This window comes from Geothrix alkalitolerans (assembly GCF_022808885.1).
GTDB classification, from domain to species: Bacteria; Acidobacteriota; Holophagae; order Holophagales; family Holophagaceae; genus Geothrix; species Geothrix alkalitolerans.
In genome coordinates this window covers 115,761-133,640 of record NZ_JAKZLE010000005.1, presented here as the reverse complement: position 1 = coordinate 133,640, position 17,880 = coordinate 115,761, and the positions used below count along the sequence as shown (strand labels likewise).

Sequence of the window (17,880 nt, the reverse complement as noted above, 5' to 3'; positions counted from 1 at the left end):
TTCAGTCTTCAGTGCTCGGTCAGTCGGCCAGCTCGGCCAGGGCCTTCTCGTAGTCTTCGGTCTTGGGGGCCACGCCGTGCCAGCCGGCTTGGTTCTCCATGAAGCTCACGCCCTTCCCCTTCACGGTGCGGGCGCAGATCATCGCGGGCTGGCCCTTCACGGTGCGGGCCCAGGCCAGGGCCTCCAGGATCTGGGTGAAGTCGTGGCCGTCGATCTCCTTCACGGCCCAGCCGAAGGCGCGCCACTTGTCCGCCACCGGGTTGATGTTCATGACCTTCTTCACCTCGCCGTCGATCTGCAGGCCGTTCAGGTCGTGGAACACGCAGAGGTTGTCCAGCTTGTGGTGGGGCGCGGCCATGGCCGCCTCCCAGATCACGCCCTCCTGGCTCTCGCCGTCGCCCACCACGCAGTAGACGCGCTGGGCCGCCTGCTGCACCTTCAGGCCGAGCGCGATGCCCACGGCCTGGGGCAGGCCCTGGCCCAGGCTGCCGGTCGTCACCTCCACGCCGGGCGTGTAGTGGTTCTCGGCATGGCCCTGGAGCCTCGTGGGGTACTGGCGGAAGGTCTCCAGCCAAGCCTTCGGGAAGAAGCCCTGGTCCGCGAGGAGGGCGTACTGGGCGGGGCAGGCGTGGCCCTTGGAGAGCACGAAGCGGTCACGGGCGGGGTTCGCGGGGTCCTCGGGGAACACGGTCATCTCGTGGAAGTAGAGCGCCACGCCGATGTCGATCCAGCTCAGGCTGCCGCCGGGGTGGCCGCTTTGGGCCTTGTAGACCTGCAGCAGCACGTCCCGGCGCAGGGCTTTCGCCTTCGCCGCCAGATCCACGACGGACTCCAATTTCTTCTGAGGCATGACCCCATCCTTCCCGGGAGGCCATTCGCCTCCGACCAGGATGCCCTGGGGAGGGGCGCTCCGGAAGGGGGCGAATGGGCCTTCAGCCCCGCCTTTTGCCCTTGACCATCAGGCTTTTTGCGATAGGATGGTCTTTCGCGCTTCCCGGGGTTTCCAGGGGAGCTGGAGATCCCGCCCATGGCCAACCACAAGTCCGCTGCCAAGAAGGCTCGTCGCGATGCCGAGGCCCGCCTCCGCAACCGCAGCAACCGCTCGACCCTGAAGACGGCCGTCAAGAGCTTCCTGGCCCTCATCGCCGGCGGCAACAAGGCCGAGGCCGCCAAGCAGCTCCCCCTGACCCAGGGCCTCGTGGACAAGGCCTGCCGGAAGGGCGTCATGCACAAGAACGCCGCCGACCGCACCAAGTCCCGCCTGGCTCAGAAAGTGAACAACCTGGCCTAATCAGCCTCCCATCTTGCGCAAAGGACCCGGAGAGCCGGGTCCTTTGTCATGCTAGGGACATGATCCCGGTTCCGCTCCTGCTCCTTGCCGCCCCTGCCCCGATGCCCGAGGCCCAGAAGATCGAGGCCCTCATCCAGGCGGTGGCGGCGCTCCAGGGCGCCGTGTTCATCCGGAACGGAAGCGAGCACACCCCGGCCCAGGCCGCGGAGCACCTCCGCCTGAAGTGGCGGAATGCCGGAAAGCGCGTGAAGACCGCCCCGGAGTTCATCCAGTACTGCGCCACGGGCAGTTCCATGAGCGGCAAGCCCTACGAGATCCGGCTGACGGACGGACGCACGGTCCTCTCCCGGGACTGGCTGTGGACCGAGCTGAAGCGGATGGAAGCCGCGCGCTGAATCAAGTCCAGGCCGCCGGCACACGAACCTCTCCGGCCGGCGCACGGTCCCAGGCGAAGGCGTCGACGAGGTCCTCGGCCCGGCAGGGTTCCGGCCGAGCCAGGCAGCCCAGGCTCCAGCCCAGCCAGCCCAGGATCTCGGGCACGGCGACCCCTCCGGCCATCAGGGCCGCGACACCCAGCGCGCCGGCCCGCTTGCCCAGGCGACCCCCGTCCGGTGCGGCCACCAGGCCCAGGTGCCCGTACGCGGGGCGCGGCAGGCCCAGGGCCTCCTGCAGGCGGACCTGGGTGGCGGTGACGGGCCGCAGGTCCGCGCCGCGCACCACCTCCGTCACGCCCTGGGCCCCGTCATCCACCACCACCGCCAGGTGGTAGGCGAAGCACCCGTCCCGGCGGAACAGGAGCGGATCGCCCGTGAAGACGGCGGGATCGTCCGTCTGAGCCCCGAGCACGCGGTCCTCCCAGGCCAACGGACCTTCCGGCAGCCGCAGCCTCAAGGCCCGGTCAAAGCCCTCCCAGGCCCGGTCCCGGCAGCGGCCGGGATAGGGCCGCAGGCCGTCCTCCGCGTGGGGCGCCGAGGCGAGCAGCTGCAAGTCCTTGCGGGTGCAGGCGCAGGGATACAGGCGTCCGGCCGCGTGCAGCGTCTCCAGGGCCGCGCGGTAGGTCGCCCCGCGCTCGGACTGCCAGACCACGGGCGCGTCCGACACCAGCCCCAGGGCGGCCAGATCCCGCAGCTGCGCCTCGCCCAGTTCCCGGCGGCAGCGAGGGCCGTCCACATCCTCCAGGCGGACGAGCCACCGCCCCCTCGCCGCGCGCGCCGACAGCCAGGACGCCAGCGCCGTGCGCAGGTTCCCCAGGTGGAGGATCCCGGTGGGCGAAGGCGCGAAGCGGCCGGTGGTCATGGATGGGAAGCCATCAGCGATCGGCTGTCAGCTCTCAGTTGAAAGCCGACAGCTGAGCGCTACCACCCCAGCAGATACGCGAAGATCAGCGGAGCCACGATGGTGGCATCGCTCTCGATGATGAACTTGGGGGTGTCGATGCCCAGCTTGCCCCAGGTGATCTTCTCGTTGGGCACGGCGCCGGAGTACGAACCGTAGCTGGTGGTCGAGTCGCTGATCTGGCAGAAGTAGCCCCAGAGGGGCACCTCGGTCAGCTCCAGATCCTGGTGCAGCATGGGCACCACGCAGATGGGGAAGTCGCCGGAGATGCCGCCGGCGATCTGGAACATGCCCAGGGGCGAGGTCTTGGTGACTTCCTGGTAGTGCTTGGCCAGCCAGGTCATGTACTCGATGCCGGTACGCACGGTGTGGACATTCTTCACGTCGCCGCGGATGACGGCGGCGGCGAACATGTTGCCCAGGGTGCTGTCCTCCCATCCGGGGACGACGATGGGCACGTTCTTCTCGAGGGCGGCCAGCATCCAGGAGTGCCTGGGATCGATCTGGTAGTACTGCTCGTACTTCCCCGATCGGAGCACCTTCTGGAAGAACTCGTGGGGGAAGTAGCGCTCGCCCTTGGCGTCGGCCTCCATCCACACCTCGAGCATGGCCTTCTCCATGCGCCGCATGGCCTCCATCTCGGGGATGCAGGTATCCGTCACGCGGTTCATGTGGCGGTCCAGGAGGCCCTTCTCGTCCTGGGGCGTGAGGTCGCGGTAGTGGGGCACGCGCTCGTAGAAGTCGTGGGCCACCAGGTTGAAGATGTCCTCCTCCAGGTTGGCGCCCGTGCAGACGATGAGGTGCACCTTGTCCTGGCGGATCATCTCGGCGAAGGAGAGGCCCAGCTCGGCGGTGCTCATGGCGCCGCCCAGGGTCACCATCATCTTGCCGCCCTTCTCCAGGTAGACCCGGTAGCCCTCGGCGGCGTCCACCAGGGCCGCGGCATTGAAATGCCGGAAGTGGTGCTTCACATAGCTGCCGACGGGTCCGAGCTTGGGCGTGGACATAAATCCTCCGAATCCTTCCATTGTGCCAGCCGCCTCACCCGGCTCCGAGGACAGATTGCGGTCCAGGCCCCCGCCCGAAAGCTCGCCTCAAAAGGAAGCGCCCGGAGGTACGGGCGCTTCGTGAGGGTAGATTTGGCGGGGTTTCGAGTGGTGGGGCGTTTCAGCGGGAGCCCCGCGAGCGGGGCTGGGATCGATTGGTGGGACGGTTGGTGGCGGGAAGCCCTCGCGGGCACCTCGCCGACCATTCTATCACCGCCCGGCGCCTGGGACGTCAAAGGCCCCCGGCGCCACGCCGCCCCGGGTCCAGTTCGCGAAGGCCAGTTCCGCCTTGCCGCCGCCGGCCTCTTCGATCTCGAGGCGCGACAGTACGGACTGCCCATGGGCCTGGACCGGCGGGCCGAAACGAGCGGTGCGGGCCAGGCGCCCGGAGGCCAGCCGGAACTCCGCCTTCAGGGGCAGCGACCCCTCCTTGGCCACCCAGAGGATGACCTGGCGGGCGCTGAGAGCCGGCCGCTTGGCCGCCAGGTCCAGCCGCCAGCAGGCCCGGTCCTCCAGGGACGCTTCCGTCACCTCCCGCACGGCGTAGTCATCGCGAAACCGTGTGCGAGCCACGTCCCCGCCCGCGGCGGGGCCCATGAGGCGCTGCTGGGGCGAGACCTTCACCGGCCGTTTCGTGCCGGGCAGCAGCAGCCACATCTCGTCACCCAGGAGCAGCACGGCGCGGCCTTTCTCCTTCTCGGAGAGCCCGTCCAGCCGGGCGTCGCCGTTCTCGCGGGCCGACACCTTCCACCGCTGGACCACACCCGGCGCCTTCATGGCGAGCTCCACCGTGAAGGCGGGCCAGGGGTGGCGCAGGCGGTCCACCCGGCCGAGGATCTCCCCGCCCTCCGGAGCGGGGCTCTGGGCCGGGACAGGCAGGGCCGCGGCGAAGAGCAGGGCGGCGGCGAAGAGCAGGGACGTCCGCATCAGCGGCGCCCGTAGTCGTCCTGGAGCCGCTCGATGTCCGCCTCGTCGAAGGTGCCGAGGCTCACCTCCAGCACGCGCACCGGATGGAGGGCGCCAGCGTCGCAGCGCAGGCGGTGGGTGCTGCCCTGGGGCAGCCAGATCTCCTCGCCCACGGTGGGGCGCAGCTCCGCGCCATCGCGATCCACCACCACGCCCGGATCCAGGGCCACCCACAGCTCGCCGCGGTGCGCGTGCCGCTGCAGGCTCAGCTTCTGGCCCGGGTTGCAGGTGAGGATCTTCACCGTACAGGGCGTGTTGAGGGCGTACTGGTCGAAGGAGCCCCAGGGCTTGTCCACGTGGAGGGTGTCAGGTCGCTGCATGGTCTCTGCTCGCTGGAAAGGTTCGTTCATCATCACCGCTCGGCTCGCCTCGCGGGGGGCTCCGGGACTACCCCCGGATCGCACGCCACGCCCGTGGCGTGCTCCCGCTCACCCTCGGGGTTCGCGGACGGGGCCCCGTCCCCAGGGCTTGTCCACGTGGAGGGTGTCAGGTCGCTGCATGGATCGGTCCTCAGTCTTCAGTTCCGAGTCTAGAGCAGGTCCTCGCGGCCTTCGGCCTTGAGGCGCTCGACGATCTGCTTGACGGTCTGGGCGCGGTCGCGGTGGCAGATGAGGAGGGCGTCGTCGTCGTCCACCACGATGAGATCGTCCACGCCGCTGGCGGCGATGAGGCGCTTGCCTCCGAAGAAGGCGCTGTTGCGGGTGTCCAGGAGCAGGGTCTCGCCCTGGCTCACGTTGCCCTCGGGATCGGTTTCCTGGAACTCGATGGCGGCGGGCCAGGAACCCACGTCGGACCAGCGGAAGCGGGTGGGCACCACCGCCACCGTCTCGGCCTTCTCCATGAGCGCCACGTCGATGGCCACCTTGGGCAGCTGGCGGTAGGCGGCGCCGAGGGCCGCGGGGTCGGCGCCCGCCGCCACCCAGGCGTCCAGGGGCTTCAGTACTTCCGGCGCGTGCTTCGCCAGACCCTCGCGGAAATCGGCCAGGGTCCACACGAACATGCCCGCGTTCCAGTAGTGGCGGCCGGATTCGAGGTACTGGACCGCCACCTCCACCGGCGGCTTCTCGCGGAAGGCCACCACCTTCTGCACGGGACCGTGACCCTCGGATTCGATGTAGCCGTAGCCTGTCTCCGGGTACGTGGGCCTGATGCCGAAAGTGACCAGCTCGTGTTCCCAGGCGGCGTGCTTCACGGCCGTCTCCAGGTCCTCCAGGAAGAGCTCCCGATCGCCGATCCAGTGGTCCGCCGACAGCACGGCCATGACGCCATGGGGCACCTTCCGCTCGATCTGAACCAGGGCCAGGGCCAGGCAGGGCGCGGTGTTGCGGCCCTCGGGCTCCACGATCACGTTCTCCGGCGGCAGTTCCGGCAGCATGCGGCGCGTCTCGGCCGCCAGGTCCTCCGTGGTCACCACGAAGATGCGCTCGGGAGCCACATGGCCGTCCAGGCGGCGCACGGTCTGGTGGAGCAGCGTCTCCGTGCCCACGATGGCCAGGAACTGCTTGGGGCGGGCGTTGCGGCTGCGGGGCCAGAACCGGGTTCCCCGCCCCCCGGCCATCACGACGGCGACCAGGGAATCCTTGTGGCTATCCGACATCACCTGCCTCCTGCAATCCTGCGACCTTCCAGGGGAACATGGGCCCGGCGCCCCTCACAAGCCATCTAGCGTGAAAGGATGTCCACCAGATCGCTCAGGTCCTCCGGAGGCGCGGGCGGAGAATCGAGGATGCGGGCCAGGGGCTGGACCGCGAGGGCCCCGGCCACCTCGCCCAGGTAGAAGCCGCCCTTCCCCGCGCCCAGGAGCCGCACGGCCTCGGCCCCCCAGCGGCAGCCCCAGATGCGGTCCAGAGCGGAGGGGCTCCCGCCACGCTGGATGTGGCCGAGCACCACCACGCGCAGATCCAGGCCGTAGTCCCGGCGGAGTCGGTCGCCCACGGCCACCGCGCTGCCCAGGCCGTCGCCTTCGGCCACCACCACGATGGAGCTGCGCTTGCCCCGCAGCCAGTTGGCGTTGAGGCGCGCCACCAGGGCCTGATAGGAACCGTCCGGCGACTCGGGATAGAGGACGGCCTCGGCCCCGCAGGCCAGGGCCGTGTGGACGGCCAGCATGCCGGAACTGCGCCCCATGACCTCCACCAGGAAGAGCCGTCCGTGGCTGGAGGCCGTGTCCCGGATGCGGTCAATGGCCTCCACCGCCGTATTCAAGGCAGTGTCGAAACCCAGGGTGCGATCCGTCCCTGGCAGGTCGTTGTCGATGGTGCCCGGAATGCCCGCGCAGGGGATGCCGTGCTCGCGCTGGAGGGCCTCGGCGGCCCGGAAGCTGCCGTCCCCCCCGATGATCACCAGGCCCTGGATGCCGGCTTCCCGCAGGTTCGCCGCGGCCTCGGCGCGCCGGGCCGCCTCGTGGAATTCCGGACAGCGGGCCGTGTGCAGCACCGTCCCGCCCCTCTGGAGGATGTTGGCGCAGGCGCGGCTGGGCATGGGAGACCAGTCCTTCTCCAGCACCCCCTGGTAGCCGCGCCGGATGCCCCAGGCCTCATGCCCCAGGGCGTCCGCCTGGCGGACCGCCGCGCGGATGGCGGCATTCATGCCCGGAGCGTCCCCCCCGGAGGTGAGGACGCCAATCCTCATTTCGCCTTCCGGTGCGCCGGCAGCTTGGAGCGGGACACCGAGCCCCTCCCCTTCCCCTTGGCGGCAGCCGATCTGCTCCGCTTGCGGACCTTGCCCCTGACCCGCCGGCCCTTACGGGTGTCCTTCACGTGGGCTTCCGGGGGCGGCAGGGGGGGCGGCTCGACGATGCCCCTGGGCACCGGCGGGAGGTCCCCCTCGGAGATCCCCTGGGCCGAGGCCCGCTCGGCCCGGATCTTCATCACGGGATCGTCCTGGGGCCGCGGGGCGGCCACCAGCCCCAGGGCCAGGCTGCTGATGAACAAGACGCGTCGCGGCATGGTCCCTCCTGTAATCAATTATCGCGCATCCGGGCGGATGCGGCGCTCCACCTCTCCTGTGCGCCGCGTTTTGGATTCGTCCCCCCGGCCCCCCTCGCGATAAACTTGCTGATTCAGGGATCAATCCCGGCCCGACCTCAACAAGTCCGGAGTTTTCATGACCATGCAATCCGGTTCCGCCCCCATGGACGGCACGGCCCTCACCGCTTGCCTGAAGCCCTTCCCCGCCTCCACCAAGATCCACGTGGCCGGCAGCCTCCCGGGCGTCCGGGTGCCCTTCCGGCAGGTCCAGCTTCAGCCCACCCGGGATTTCCAGGACCGCCTCACCGAGAATCCGCCCGTGGTGCTCTACGACACCTCGGGCCCCTACACCGATCCCGCCGTGGCCATCGACGTGGCCAAGGGCCTGACCCCTCTGCGCCAGGACTGGATCCTGGGCCGGGGCGACGTGGAGGAGCTGCCCGGCGCCACCAGCCTCTACCGCAAGCTGCGCGAGCGGGACAAGGACCTGGACGCCATCCGCTTCCACGCCGAGCGCAAGCCCCTGCGGGCCAAGGCCGGGAGGAACGTGTCCCAGATGCACTACGCCAAGCGAGGCATCGTCACGCCCGAGATGGAGTTCATCGCCATCCGCGAGAACCTGGGCCGCGAGGCCGCCGGGATCAAGAGCCGCATCACCCCCGAGTTCGTGCGTGACGAGGTCGCCCGGGGCCGCGCCATCATCCCCGCCAACATCAATCATCCGGAAACCGAGCCGATGATCATCGGACGCAACTTCCTGGTGAAGATCAACGCCAACATCGGCAACTCGGCCGTGGCCTCCAGCATCGAGGAGGAGGTCGAGAAGATGGCCTGGTCCATCCGCTGGGGCGCCGACACGGTGATGGACCTCAGCACAGGCAAGAACATCCACGAGACCCGCGAGTGGATCCTCCGCAACAGCCCCGTGCCCATCGGCACCGTGCCCATCTACCAGGCCCTGGAGAAGGTGAACGGCAAGGCCGAAGACCTCACCTGGGAGATCTTCCGCGACACGCTCATCGAACAGGCCGAGCAGGGCGTGGACTACTTCACCATCCACGCCGGCGTGCTGCTGCGCTACGTGCCGCTGACCGCCAAGCGCGTCACCGGCATCGTCTCCAGAGGCGGCAGCATCATGGCGAAGTGGTGCCTCGCGCATCACCAGGAGAACTTCCTCTACACGCACTTCGAAGACATCTGCGACATCATGAAGGCCTACGACGTGGCCTTCTCCCTGGGCGACGGGCTGCGCCCCGGCAGCACCGCGGACGCCAACGACGAGGCCCAGTTCGGCGAACTGGAGACGCTCGGCGAACTGACCAAGATCGCCTGGAAGCATGATGTGCAGGTGATGATCGAGGGCCCCGGCCATGTGCCCATGCACCTCATCCAGGAGAACATGACGAAGCAGCTCGCCGTGTGCGATGAAGCTCCCTTCTACACGCTGGGGCCCCTCACCACAGACGTCGCGCCCGGCTACGACCACATCACCTCGGCCATCGGCGCCGCCATGATCGGCTGGTTCGGCTGCGCCATGCTCTGCTACGTCACGCCCAAGGAACACCTGGGCCTGCCCAACAAGAAGGACGTGAAAGACGGCGTCATCGCCTACAAGATCGCCGCCCACGCCGCGGACCTGGCCAAGGGCCATCCCGGCGCCCGGATCTGGGACGATGCCATGAGCAAGGCGCGCTTCGAGTTCCGCTGGGAGGACCAGTTCAACCTGGCCCTGGACCCCGACACCGCCCGCGAGTTCCATGACGAGACCCTGCCCGCCGAGGGCGCCAAGACCGCCCACTTCTGCTCCATGTGCGGCCCCCACTTCTGCTCCATGAAGATCTCGGACGACGTGCGGCAGTACGCCGAAGCGCACGGCTACAACGAGGAAGAGGCCCTGAAGAAGGGCATGGAGGAGATGGCGGAGACGTTCGTGCAGAAAGGTGCGGAGGTTTATCAGAAGGCTTGATCCCCACCGCCAGGCGTTACGGAAAAGCCCCGCCTCAGGTGGGGCTTTTCCATGGGCGGACGCGTATCATCGGAGCGGTTCCATCACCCCAAGGAGGCAGTCATGGCCGCGAAGAAGATCCTCATGCTCGTGGGCGATTTCGGAGAGGACTACGAAATCATGGTGCCCTTCCAGGCCCTGCTGGCCGTGGGCCACACGGTCCACGCCGCGTGCCCCGACAAGAAGGCCGGCGAGTCCGTGGCCACGGCCATCCACGACTTCGAGGGCCACCAGACCTACTCGGAGAAGCCCGGCCACCGCTTCGCCCTCAACGCCACCTTCGCGGACATCAAGCCGGACCAGTACGACGCCCTGGTGATCCCCGGCGGCCGCGCCCCCGAGTACCTGCGCCTCAACCCCAAGGTGCTGGAGATCGTCCGCCACTTCTTCACCGCGAAGAAGCCCGTGGCCGCCATCTGCCACGGCGCCCAGATCCTTTCCGCCGCGGGTGTGCTCGAGGGACGCACCTGCTCCGCCTATCCCGCCTGCCGCGCCGAAGTGGAAGTGGCCAAGGGGAAATACGCCGACATCGCCATCGATGGCGCCGTCACGGACGGCAACCTGGTCACGGCCCCTGCCTGGCCCGCCCATCCCGCCTGGATGGCCCAGTTCCTGACCGTGTTGGGGACCCGCATCACGCTTTAGGGCGGGCAACCACGCCCGCACTTGGCCTTCCAGCGGCCTCGTCGGGGCTTGGGCAGGCGCTCTTGCGGCCTACTGGACTCCCAGCAGCTCCACCTCGAAGATCAGGTCGGCGTTGGGTGGGATCTCCCCGCCCGCGCCGCGGGTGCCGTACCCCAGCGCGGCGGGGATGTACAGCGTGCGCTTGCCGCCCACCTTCATGGTCATGAGCCCCTCGTCCCAGCCTTTGATCACCCGGCCCACGCCGACGGGAAAGACCAGCGGCTCGCCGCGATCCAAGGAGCTGTCGAACTTCTTGCCCTTCTTCCCGTGGTCGGACAGCCAGCCCGTGTAGTGGACCGAGCAGCGCTGCCCTCGCTGGGGCAGGGTCCCCGTGCCGATCTGGGTGTCGACGTACTGGAGGCCGGTCAGGGTCGTGATCATGGCGGGTACCTTCTTCTTGTTCCCGGGGGCCTGAACTCGTTTCCTGGCGGGCGCGGTGGTCTGGGCTGCCAGGGTCTGGGTGGCCCAGGGCAGCGCGAGCAGCAGCGCAGCCAGGGTGGAGAATCTGCGGATCATGACACCTCCAGCCTCCGAGTCTACGGGAAGGAGCGCGCTTGATGCACTGGGTCTGGAGGTGGTCTGGAACCAGCCTGTCTCCTCCGGGCCACCAGGTCTGCCGGTAGGAGCCGGAGGCCACGCCCGGAGTCGCCCCTCAGCTTGCGGGCCGTCGAAAATCAGCGTGGCGGGCCATCATGGCCAAGGACAGGAGGAGGCGGCCCGGCACAGGGCCTGGAGCATCACATCCCGGCTGGTGTCGAAGAACAGGGGGCCGAGCAGGGTCATGCGCCCCTCTCAGGCAGTGCCGCGCGCCCAATCTTGATCCAGCCGCTCGAAAGCCTCCATGCTGCGCTCCCGCGCAGAGTCGAGGCCTTCTGAAGGTCACATCCGCCTGATCCCCAGCCAGACAAGCCAGGAGTCCCGCAGGACTCCTGACTTGTCTGGCTCCGGAGGAGGGAATTGAACCCGTTGCCGGCGACCACTCGCGCTTCATCCGTTCCGGCAACGCCCCGCCCTACCGGAACGGCGCGCTCGCGGACCAGCTGCCACTCGGGGGTTCAAATCCCCCAAATTCTCATCCAAAACAAGAAGAGGTCCCGGTGGGACCTCTTCTTGTTTTGGCTCCGGAGGAGGGATTTGAACCCCCGACCTAGTGATTAACAGTCACCCGCTCTGACCCCTGAGCTACTCCGGAAAGCGTGAACATCCATTCTACCGGAGGCGGGCCCGGATTCAAGCGGGGAGGGGCGGGGCCTGTGATCCTCGTCGTCCCCCTAGTTCTTCTGGAGCTCCATCAGGATCTGGCGGGCGGCGGCCTTGAGGGTCTCGATGACGCCGGTGCCCTGGCTGGCCACGGCTTCGATCATGGGCTCGCTCCGGAACCTGAGCAGGCGCTCCATCTCGGCCACGGGCACGGCGGAAGGCATGTCCCGCTTGTTCAGCTGGAGGACGTAGGGGATGTTGCGAACGTCGAAGCCGTTCTCCTTGAGGTTGGTCGCCAGGTTCGCGATGGACTCGATGTTGGCTTCCATACGGGCCTTCTGGCTGTCGGCCACGAAGATGATGCCGTCGCAGCCGCGCAGGATGAGCTTGCGGCTGGCGTCATAGAACACCTGGCCAGGCACGGTGTAGAGGTGGAACCGCACCTTGAAGCCCTTGACCGTGCCCATGTCCAGGGGCAGGAAGTCGAAGAAGAGGGTGCGATCCGTCTCGGTGGCGAGACTGACCAGCTTGCCCTTCTTGTCGGGGTTCGCCTGCTCGTAGATCCACTGGATGTTCGTCGTCTTGCCGCAGAGGCCGGGGCCGTAGTAGACGATCTTGCAGTTGATCTCGCGGGACGCGTAGTTGATGAAGGTCATGTCCGCGCCTCAGGCTTAGTCGCCGAAGAGGCGGTCAATGTCTTCGTCGGTGATCTCCGAGAAGGGGCTCTCGAAGCGGTTGCCGCTGTCGGATTCCTTCTGCGCGCGCTGTTCCACCTGGTCAAAGATCTCCTGGAGTTCCTTGCTGGCCTTCTTCACCCGCAGGCGCACCAGCGCCAGGCTGGAATTCTGATCGAAGATGACCACCAGGATCCCGCGCTTGCCCACGATCGAGATGTGCAGGTTGTCCCGCTCGCCCTCGTGGAAGAGAAGGCTGAATTCCTTCTCGCCGATGAGCTTGGCCAGACCGTCCGTGGCCGCCACGTTGCCGGCGGTGAGGGAGGCCAGGCTGGTGGCGTCGATGCTCTTCACGTCGCCCGCGGCGGCGATCTGCTGGCCGTTCTTGTCCACCAGGAACACCACCTTGGCGGAGGCATCCTTCTGGAGGCGGCCGATGATCTCGTGGAGGAGCTTGTACTCCTCCTCGAACATGATGAGATCAAGCTTTGCCACAAGAACCTCCGCCGGGACTGCTATCCGTGAGGATAGCACTTTTCAGTAGGCCTCTGAGCCGGCTCCCCCCTGAATCACCGCCACGGAGGCGGAAATCCCCAGGCGGGTGGCCCCGGCCAGGACCATGGCCAGCGCCTTCTCGTAGGTGCGGATGCCGCCGGAGGCTTTCACGCCCATGCCCGTGCCCACGGTCCGGCGCATGAGCGCGACATCGGCCTCGGTGGCGCCGCCCGTCGAGAAGCCCGTGGAGGTCTTCACGAAGTCGAGACCCGCCTCCAGCGCGAGCGTCGAGGCCCGCTCCTTCTCGGCATCCGTGAGCAGGCAGGTCTCCAGGATGACCTTGAGCACCGCGGGCACGGGAACGGCCGCCCTCAGCCCTTCCAGGTCCCGGCGGACCGTGTCCCAGTCGCCGCCCTTCGCGGCGCCGATGGCCAGCACCATGTCCACCTCCTGCGCCCCTTCCTTCACGGCCACTTCTGCCTCGTGGGCCTTGGCGAGCAGGGAGGATGCCCCCAGGGGGAAGCCGACCACTGTGCAGGTCCGGACGGCGCTGCCCTTCAGCAGGGAGGAGGCCAGGGGCACCCACAGGGGGTTGACGCAGACCGAGGCGAAGCCGTGCTTCAGGGCCTCGGCACAGAGGACTTCCACCTGGGCGCCCGTGGCCTCGGCCTTCAGCAGGGTGTGGTCGATGAGGGGGGACAGGTCCCAGGGTCCGGCGGGGAGGGCCGCCTGCGCCTGGGTGCGATGGTGCAGCCCCGCATGGTCGTGGAGCAGGCAGGCGCCCTCCACGCACCCCAGGAGCTGAGGCCTCCGCCCCTCGGGAAGCGGCTGGAGCCGGGCGCGGATCTCTGCGGTGAGGTCGAGAAGCGGATCGATCATGGCTCCCATCATGGCCCGGGGGCGTCCCGCCGGAAAGCCGTACGCGAAAAAGCGGGCCGAAGCCCGCTCTTTCGTGAACCGGTGAAGCCTATTACTTCTTGGCCTCTTCCTTCTTCTCGGCCTTCTTGGCAGCCTTCTTGGCCTTCTTCTCGGCCTTGGGGGCGGCTTCAGCCTTCTTCTCTTCGGCGGTCATGGCCTTCTTGGCCTCGGCCTTCTTCTCGGCCTTCTTCTCGGCCTTCTTGGGCTCAGCCTTCTTCTCGGCCTTCTTCTCCTCGGAGGTCAGGGCCTTCTTCTCGGCGGCGGGAGCGGCGGGCTCGGCCTTCTTGGCAGCCTTCTTCGCCTTCTTGGCCTTCTTCTCGGCCTTGGGAGCGGCCTCGGCCTTCTTCTCTTCGGCGGTCATGGCCTTCTTGGCCTCGGCCTTCTTCTCAGCCTTCTTCTCGGCCTTCTTCTCTTCCTTCTTGGGCTCAGCCTTCTTCTCGGCCTTCTTCTCCTCGGAGGTCAGGGCCTTCTTCTCGGCGGCGGGAGCAGCCTCAGCCTTCTTCTCGGCCTTCTTGTGGTGCTTCTTGGCCTTCTTCTCGGCCTTGGGGGCAGCTTCAGCCTTCTTCTCGGCCTTGGGGGCGGCCTCGGCCTTCTTCTCCTCGGCGACGGTCAGGGCCTTCTTGGCCTCTTCCTTCTTGGGCTCGGCCTTCTTCTCAGCCTTCTTCTCGGCCTTCTTGGTCTCGACCTTCTTCGCTTCAGGCTTCTTCGCCTCTTCCGCGAACACGGGGCTGATCAGAGCGGCGGCGACGAGCAGCGCAGCAAGCTTCTTCATGGGGGTTCTCCCTGGGTTGATCCGGCACGGCCGGAAGTGCCGTCAGGGTTGCATCATCTGGGCCAAATTTTAATTCAAGTCAATTAGACACTTAGGCAATGGCCAACCCTGGAAAACCCGTTGCATTCTGCCACTCGTGGCAGCCTGCTACTCCCCGTCGTGGAATCCGTAGCGCTTGAGCTTCCGGTAGAGGGTGGTCCGGTCCACCCCCAGGATGTCGGCGATGCGCTGCTTCTCCTTGTGGCGGCCCAGCAGGATCTGGATGTAGCGGCGCTCCAGCTCGTCCAGGGAGGGCCAATCCCCGATCAGGGAGGGGGTCTCCTCGGAAGGCTCGGTCTTGAGCAGGGCCCGCTTGAGCACGTCGGCCTGGATCTTGGCCGGCAAGTCGTCCACGGTGATCTCCCGGCCGCGGCTGAGCTGGGTGAGGTTCTCCACGGCATTGCCCAGTTCCCGCACGTTGCCCGGCCAGGAATAGGCCTCCAGCACCCGCCGGGCCTCCGGATGCAGGCGGTAGGTCTGCTGGTCCTTCTGCCCGAACTCCGCCAGGAAGTGGTCCAGGAGCGCGCCGACATCGTCACCCCGCTCCCTGAGGGGCGGCACGGCCAGCTCCACCACGCTGAGGCGGTAGTAGAGGTCTTCCCGGAAGGTCCCGGCCTTCACCATCTGCTGGAGGTCCCGGTTGGTGGCGGCGATGACCCGGGTGTCCACCTTGATGGTCTTGTTGCCACCCACGCGGCGGATCTCCTGCTCCTGGAGCACCCGCAGCAGGCGCACCTGGAAGCTGGGACTGGTCTCGCCAATCTCGTCGAGGAAGATGGTGCCGCCGGAAGCCTCCTCGAAGAGGCCCGGCTTCTCGCCCACGGCGCCCGTGAAGGAGCCCTTCACGTGCCCGAAGAGCTCCGATTCCAGCAGGGTTTCCGTGAGGGCGCCGCAGTTCACGGCCACGAAGGCGCGATCCCGGCGGTCGCTGGAGAGGTGGATGCTGCGGGCCACCAGCTCCTTGCCGGTGCCGCTCTCCCCCGTGATAAGCACCGTGGCCCGGCTGTTCTGGAGGCTCGCGATGGTCTTGTAGACCGCCATCATCTTCGGGCTGGAGCCGATCATGAGGCTGCGCTTGGCCTTGGGCGAGGCGTCCTGGGTCTCGCCCTGGCCCGTCGACTGCCGCCGCGCGAGGGCCCGGGTCACCAGGGCCTTCAGCTCCTCGTTGTTCCAAGGCTTGCTGAGGAAGTCGAAGGCGCCCTCCCGCACGGCCTCGATGGCAGTCTCCAGGGTGCCGAAGCCCGACAGCAGGATGGTGTCCACTCCCAGGGGCTTGGCCTCCCGCAGCAGGTCCAGGCCGTCCTTCTTGGCCTCGAGGTTGATGTCCGACAGCAACAGGTCGAAGCCCCCCTTCCGCAGCTGCTCGATGGCCCGGTCGGGGTGTGTCGCCTTGGCGACCTCGAGGCCCATGGTCCCCAGCAGCTCCTCCAGGAACTCGCAGGTTTCCTTGCTGTCGTCCACCACGAGGACTCGGGCCATGGCCACCCCCACCTTGAAGGTATCCCACCTGGCCCCCGGCGAGTCCCCAGGGTATGCTCACGGCACCCTTCCCACGGAGAATTCCCATGCGAACCCTTCTGGCTCTTGCCTTCGGAATGGCCATCTCCCTGGTCAGCCTCGCCGCGGGCGACCTCACCATCACCTCCCAGGTCACGGGCAAGGGCGCCCTGGCCAAGGATGGCTCCCAGGTCCAGTACCTGAGCGCCACGCGGATGCGCATCAACCACGCCGGATCGAAGGTCGACAGCCTGGTGGACTACGGCCACGAGGTGATCTACAGCATCGACCACGGGAAGAAGGTCATCACCAAGATGACGTTCAAGGACATGCAGGAAGCCATGCAGGCCCTGGAAGACCAGATGGCCGGCATGCCCGAAATGGTGACCAAGATGATGTTCGGCGACGTGTCCGAGGTGAAGGTCGAGCAGCTGGGGCCGGACGCCGTCCTGGGCCGGCCGTGCAAGAAAGTGCGTGTCGTCCTCGGCAAGATGGTGGAAGAGCTGAGCATCGACCCCTCCCTCCAGTTCCCCATCAAGGACTACGCCAAGTCCATGGCCATGCTGAACCGCGTCCCGGGACCCATGGGCGCCCTCTTCAAGCGGGTCTACCAGGAGACGGCCAAGCTCAAGGGCGTACCCCTGAAGACCCACATCACCGGGCTCATGGGCACGGACGTGACCACCGTGGCCACGGAGATCTCCACCGCCGCCATCCCTGAAAGCACCTGGGCCCTGCCCGCGGGCTACACCATGAGGGACGGCGGCAAGGAGATGAAGGACGCCGCGAAGGGGAAGCGGTAGACTGGGCGGGGCCCCCAGCGATCAGCTAGCGGGCCCCTTCCTTGCGGAATCCCCATGAGCCCCCAACCCTCCTTCGACGATGGCCTGGACCGGCTGGAGGCCCTGGTGCAGCAGCTGGAGTCCGGCAGCCTCAGCCTGGAAGAGGCCCTGGCCCGGTTCGAGGAAGGCGTCCAGCTGAGCCAGGCCCTGCAGAAGCAGCTGGCCGACGCCCAGCGCAAGGTGGAGGTCCTCAAGGCGGGCCTGGGCGGCGAATACCGGGCCGAACCCCTGGACGAAGGCAGGGAAGGCCGATGAACGACCCCGCCTCGCTGGTCAAGGCGGACTTGGACCGCCTGCTCCCCCTGCTGGACGCCCGCCTCACGACCCCCTTCCAGGAGGGCGAAGCGGCCCGCCTGGGCGAGGCCATGCGCTACAGCCTGGAGGCCGGCGGCAAGCGCGTGCGGCCGGTCCTGTGCCTGCTGGCCGCCGAGGCCGTGGGCGGGACGGCGGCGCAGGCGCTCCCCGGCGCCCTGGCCCTGGAATACGTCCACACCTATTCGCTCATCCACGACGACCTGCCGGCCATGGACGACGACGACCTGCGCCGGGGCCGTCCCACCAGCCACAAGGTCTTCGGCGAGGGCCACGCCATCCTGGCGGGCGACGCCCTGCTCACCGAGGCCTTCGGCGTGCTGGCCTCGGCGGACCTGGATCCCGTGAGGCGGTCCGAGGCCCTGGCCCTGCTGGCCGAAGGCGCCGGCTGGCGAGGCATGGCCGGGGGCCAGGCCCTTGACCTCGAAGGCGAAACGCTGGACAGCTACGACCTGGACCACCTGCGCCTCATCCACCGCCTCAAGACCGGCGCCCTCCTGCGCGCCTCGCTGGAGATCGGCGCGGTGCTGGGCGGCGCGACCCCCGCGGACCGCTCCGCGCTGCGGGCCTACGGCGAAGCCATCGGGCTCGCCTTCCAGATCCAGGACGACATCCTGGACACCACCGCCACCGACGCGGACCTGGGCAAGCGCGCCGGAAAAGATGCGGGCAGGGGTAAGATCACCTACCCTTCCCTCCTGGGCCTGGACGGCGCCCGCAAAGCCCTGAGTGAAGCGACCGAGAACGCCCTATGTCATCTAGCAACCCTTCCCAATCGCACGTCCTTGGCAGCCTGGGCCCGGTATCTGGCCCAGCGGGCGAAATAGGCGTCCAG

21 protein-coding genes and 1 tRNA gene are annotated in these 17,880 nt (G+C 67.9%); 7 read left to right on the top strand and 15 right to left on the bottom strand.

Features of this window, described 5'->3' with window-relative positions:
* Window positions 1-19: 19 nt before the first annotated feature.
* Window positions 20-850 carry a transketolase gene (locus MLJ35_RS11200; protein WP_243384410.1) on the bottom strand — a complete coding sequence of 277 codons (831 nt, stop codon included), beginning with the start codon at window positions 848-850 and terminating at the stop codon, window positions 20-22.
* A 177-nt stretch (window positions 851-1,027) separates the two neighbouring features.
* On the opposite strand from MLJ35_RS11200, the gene rpsT reads away from it, so the two are divergent.
* Together rpsT and MLJ35_RS11190 are read left to right on the top strand one after the other, a co-directional pair.
* Window positions 1,028-1,291, top strand: coding sequence for a 30S ribosomal protein S20 (rpsT, locus tag MLJ35_RS11195; protein WP_026853326.1), 264 nt, complete (start codon window positions 1,028-1,030; stop codon window positions 1,289-1,291).
* Between the two features lie 59 nt (window positions 1,292-1,350).
* Complete coding sequence (locus MLJ35_RS11190; RefSeq protein WP_243384409.1) at window positions 1,351-1,686, top strand: DUF5329 family protein; 336 nt, start codon at window positions 1,351-1,353, stop codon at window positions 1,684-1,686.
* 1 nt (window position 1,687) lies between these two features.
* On the opposite strand, the gene gluQRS is transcribed toward MLJ35_RS11190, so the two are convergent.
* The 7 genes from gluQRS to MLJ35_RS11155 all read right to left on the bottom strand — a co-directional run bounded on the left by gluQRS (window position 1,688) and on the right by MLJ35_RS11155 (window position 7,586).
* Entirely contained in the window at window positions 1,688-2,587 is a 900-nt protein-coding gene (gene gluQRS, locus MLJ35_RS11185) for a tRNA glutamyl-Q(34) synthetase GluQRS (protein WP_243384408.1), read from the bottom strand.
* Between the two features lie 59 nt (window positions 2,588-2,646).
* Window positions 2,647-3,633, bottom strand: coding sequence for a deoxyhypusine synthase family protein (locus MLJ35_RS11180; protein ID WP_243323028.1), 987 nt, complete (start codon window positions 3,631-3,633; stop codon window positions 2,647-2,649).
* 249 nt (window positions 3,634-3,882) lie between these two features.
* Window positions 3,883-4,599: an outer membrane lipoprotein-sorting protein gene (locus MLJ35_RS11175; RefSeq protein WP_243384407.1), complete on the bottom strand. Its 717-nt coding sequence runs from the start codon at window positions 4,597-4,599 to the stop codon at window positions 3,883-3,885.
* Window positions 4,599-4,958, bottom strand: a complete 360-nt coding sequence (locus tag MLJ35_RS11170) for a phosphomannose isomerase type II C-terminal cupin domain (RefSeq protein ID WP_243323025.1) — start codon at window positions 4,956-4,958, stop codon at window positions 4,599-4,601. The genes MLJ35_RS11175 and MLJ35_RS11170 overlap by 1 nt, the downstream gene beginning before the upstream one ends.
* 209 nt (window positions 4,959-5,167) lie before the next feature.
* Window positions 5,168-6,235: a mannose-1-phosphate guanylyltransferase gene (locus MLJ35_RS11165; protein WP_243323015.1), complete on the bottom strand. Its 1,068-nt coding sequence runs from the start codon at window positions 6,233-6,235 to the stop codon at window positions 5,168-5,170.
* A gap of 65 nt (window positions 6,236-6,300) precedes the next feature.
* Window positions 6,301-7,269 carry an ATP-dependent 6-phosphofructokinase gene (locus MLJ35_RS11160; RefSeq protein ID WP_243323013.1) on the bottom strand — a complete coding sequence of 323 codons (969 nt, stop codon included), beginning with the start codon at window positions 7,267-7,269 and terminating at the stop codon, window positions 6,301-6,303.
* Window positions 7,266-7,586, bottom strand: a complete 321-nt coding sequence (locus MLJ35_RS11155) for a hypothetical protein (protein ID WP_243384406.1) — start codon at window positions 7,584-7,586, stop codon at window positions 7,266-7,268. The genes MLJ35_RS11160 and MLJ35_RS11155 overlap by 4 nt, the downstream gene beginning before the upstream one ends.
* A 157-nt stretch (window positions 7,587-7,743) precedes the next feature.
* Between MLJ35_RS11155 and thiC the strand changes: the two genes are divergently transcribed.
* Together thiC and MLJ35_RS11145 are read left to right on the top strand one after the other, a co-directional pair.
* Window positions 7,744-9,573, top strand: coding sequence for a phosphomethylpyrimidine synthase ThiC (gene thiC / locus MLJ35_RS11150; protein WP_338028455.1), 1,830 nt, complete (start codon window positions 7,744-7,746; stop codon window positions 9,571-9,573).
* A gap of 102 nt (window positions 9,574-9,675) precedes the next feature.
* Window positions 9,676-10,257: a DJ-1/PfpI family protein gene (locus MLJ35_RS11145; RefSeq protein WP_243323005.1), complete on the top strand. Its 582-nt coding sequence runs from the start codon at window positions 9,676-9,678 to the stop codon at window positions 10,255-10,257.
* A 69-nt stretch (window positions 10,258-10,326) separates the two neighbouring features.
* On the opposite strand, the gene MLJ35_RS11140 is transcribed toward MLJ35_RS11145, so the two are convergent.
* The 7 genes from MLJ35_RS11140 to MLJ35_RS11110 all read right to left on the bottom strand — a co-directional run bounded on the left by MLJ35_RS11140 (window position 10,327) and on the right by MLJ35_RS11110 (window position 15,873).
* Window positions 10,327-10,812 (bottom strand): FKBP-type peptidyl-prolyl cis-trans isomerase, encoded by a 486-nt coding sequence (locus tag MLJ35_RS11140; RefSeq protein ID WP_243384405.1) that lies wholly within the window; start codon window positions 10,810-10,812, stop codon window positions 10,327-10,329.
* Between the two features lie 600 nt (window positions 10,813-11,412).
* Window positions 11,413-11,488: transfer RNA gene (locus MLJ35_RS11135), tRNA-Asn, on the bottom strand.
* 79 nt (window positions 11,489-11,567) lie between these two features.
* Window positions 11,568-12,152, bottom strand: coding sequence for a GTP-binding protein (locus tag MLJ35_RS11130; protein WP_243287104.1), 585 nt, complete (start codon window positions 12,150-12,152; stop codon window positions 11,568-11,570).
* Window positions 12,153-12,167: 15 nt separating this feature from the next.
* A complete protein-coding gene (locus MLJ35_RS11125; RefSeq protein ID WP_338028454.1) occupies window positions 12,168-12,665 on the bottom strand; it encodes a roadblock/LC7 domain-containing protein in 498 nt (165 codons plus the stop codon).
* A gap of 42 nt (window positions 12,666-12,707) precedes the next feature.
* Window positions 12,708-13,544: a deoxyribose-phosphate aldolase gene (deoC, locus tag MLJ35_RS11120; RefSeq protein ID WP_243384404.1), complete on the bottom strand. Its 837-nt coding sequence runs from the start codon at window positions 13,542-13,544 to the stop codon at window positions 12,708-12,710.
* A gap of 91 nt (window positions 13,545-13,635) precedes the next feature.
* Window positions 13,636-14,355 carry a hypothetical protein gene (locus MLJ35_RS11115; RefSeq protein ID WP_243322999.1) on the bottom strand — a complete coding sequence of 240 codons (720 nt, stop codon included), beginning with the start codon at window positions 14,353-14,355 and terminating at the stop codon, window positions 13,636-13,638.
* A gap of 147 nt (window positions 14,356-14,502) precedes the next feature.
* Complete coding sequence (locus MLJ35_RS11110) at window positions 14,503-15,873, bottom strand: sigma-54-dependent transcriptional regulator (RefSeq protein ID WP_243384403.1); 1,371 nt, start codon at window positions 15,871-15,873, stop codon at window positions 14,503-14,505.
* Window positions 15,874-15,959: 86 nt separating this feature from the next.
* Between MLJ35_RS11110 and MLJ35_RS11105 the strand changes: the two genes are divergently transcribed.
* Genes MLJ35_RS11105 through MLJ35_RS11095 form a run of 3 tightly spaced genes read left to right on the top strand, consistent with a single transcriptional unit; the run spans window position 15,960 to window position 17,872 of the window.
* The gene (locus MLJ35_RS11105) at window positions 15,960-16,694 is read left to right on the top strand and encodes a hypothetical protein (protein ID WP_243384402.1); all 735 of its coding nucleotides are present in this window, start codon (window positions 15,960-15,962) and stop codon (window positions 16,692-16,694) included.
* Between the two features lie 54 nt (window positions 16,695-16,748).
* Window positions 16,749-16,988: an exodeoxyribonuclease VII small subunit gene (gene xseB, locus MLJ35_RS11100; protein WP_243322985.1), complete on the top strand. Its 240-nt coding sequence runs from the start codon at window positions 16,749-16,751 to the stop codon at window positions 16,986-16,988.
* A complete protein-coding gene (locus MLJ35_RS11095; RefSeq protein ID WP_243322984.1) occupies window positions 16,985-17,872 on the top strand; it encodes a polyprenyl synthetase family protein in 888 nt (295 codons plus the stop codon). Before xseB ends, MLJ35_RS11095 begins: the two co-directional genes overlap by 4 nt.
* Window positions 17,873-17,880: the final 8 nt, after the last annotated feature.

What these genes read in the sequence shown, in the direction of transcription:
- MLJ35_RS11200 (WP_243384410.1), bottom strand. Translation starts at nt 850, where the DNA reads ATGCCTCAGAAGAAATTGGAGTCCGTCGTGGATCTGGCGGCGAAGGCG.
- rpsT (WP_026853326.1), top strand. Translation starts at nt 1,028, where the DNA reads ATGGCCAACCACAAGTCCGCTGCCAAGAAGGCTCGTCGCGATGCCGAG.
- MLJ35_RS11190 (WP_243384409.1), top strand. Translation starts at nt 1,351, where the DNA reads ATGATCCCGGTTCCGCTCCTGCTCCTTGCCGCCCCTGCCCCGATGCCC.
- gluQRS (WP_243384408.1), bottom strand. Translation starts at nt 2,587, where the DNA reads ATGACCACCGGCCGCTTCGCGCCTTCGCCCACCGGGATCCTCCACCTG.
- MLJ35_RS11180 (WP_243323028.1), bottom strand. Translation starts at nt 3,633, where the DNA reads ATGTCCACGCCCAAGCTCGGACCCGTCGGCAGCTATGTGAAGCACCAC.
- MLJ35_RS11175 (WP_243384407.1), bottom strand. Translation starts at nt 4,599, where the DNA reads ATGCGGACGTCCCTGCTCTTCGCCGCCGCCCTGCTCTTCGCCGCGGCC.
- MLJ35_RS11170 (WP_243323025.1), bottom strand. Translation starts at nt 4,958, where the DNA reads ATGCAGCGACCTGACACCCTCCACGTGGACAAGCCCTGGGGCTCCTTC.
- MLJ35_RS11165 (WP_243323015.1), bottom strand. Translation starts at nt 6,235, where the DNA reads ATGTCGGATAGCCACAAGGATTCCCTGGTCGCCGTCGTGATGGCCGGG.
- MLJ35_RS11160 (WP_243323013.1), bottom strand. Translation starts at nt 7,269, where the DNA reads ATGAGGATTGGCGTCCTCACCTCCGGGGGGGACGCTCCGGGCATGAAT.
- MLJ35_RS11155 (WP_243384406.1), bottom strand. Translation starts at nt 7,586, where the DNA reads ATGCCGCGACGCGTCTTGTTCATCAGCAGCCTGGCCCTGGGGCTGGTG.
- thiC (WP_338028455.1), top strand. Translation starts at nt 7,744, where the DNA reads ATGACCATGCAATCCGGTTCCGCCCCCATGGACGGCACGGCCCTCACC.
- MLJ35_RS11145 (WP_243323005.1), top strand. Translation starts at nt 9,676, where the DNA reads ATGGCCGCGAAGAAGATCCTCATGCTCGTGGGCGATTTCGGAGAGGAC.
- MLJ35_RS11140 (WP_243384405.1), bottom strand. Translation starts at nt 10,812, where the DNA reads ATGATCCGCAGATTCTCCACCCTGGCTGCGCTGCTGCTCGCGCTGCCC.
- MLJ35_RS11130 (WP_243287104.1), bottom strand. Translation starts at nt 12,152, where the DNA reads ATGACCTTCATCAACTACGCGTCCCGCGAGATCAACTGCAAGATCGTC.
- deoC (WP_243384404.1), bottom strand. Translation starts at nt 13,544, where the DNA reads ATGATCGATCCGCTTCTCGACCTCACCGCAGAGATCCGCGCCCGGCTC.
- MLJ35_RS11115 (WP_243322999.1), bottom strand. Translation starts at nt 14,355, where the DNA reads ATGAAGAAGCTTGCTGCGCTGCTCGTCGCCGCCGCTCTGATCAGCCCC.
- MLJ35_RS11110 (WP_243384403.1), bottom strand. Translation starts at nt 15,873, where the DNA reads ATGGCCCGAGTCCTCGTGGTGGACGACAGCAAGGAAACCTGCGAGTTC.
- MLJ35_RS11105 (WP_243384402.1), top strand. Translation starts at nt 15,960, where the DNA reads ATGCGAACCCTTCTGGCTCTTGCCTTCGGAATGGCCATCTCCCTGGTC.
- xseB (WP_243322985.1), top strand. Translation starts at nt 16,749, where the DNA reads ATGAGCCCCCAACCCTCCTTCGACGATGGCCTGGACCGGCTGGAGGCC.
- MLJ35_RS11095 (WP_243322984.1), top strand. Translation starts at nt 16,985, where the DNA reads ATGAACGACCCCGCCTCGCTGGTCAAGGCGGACTTGGACCGCCTGCTC.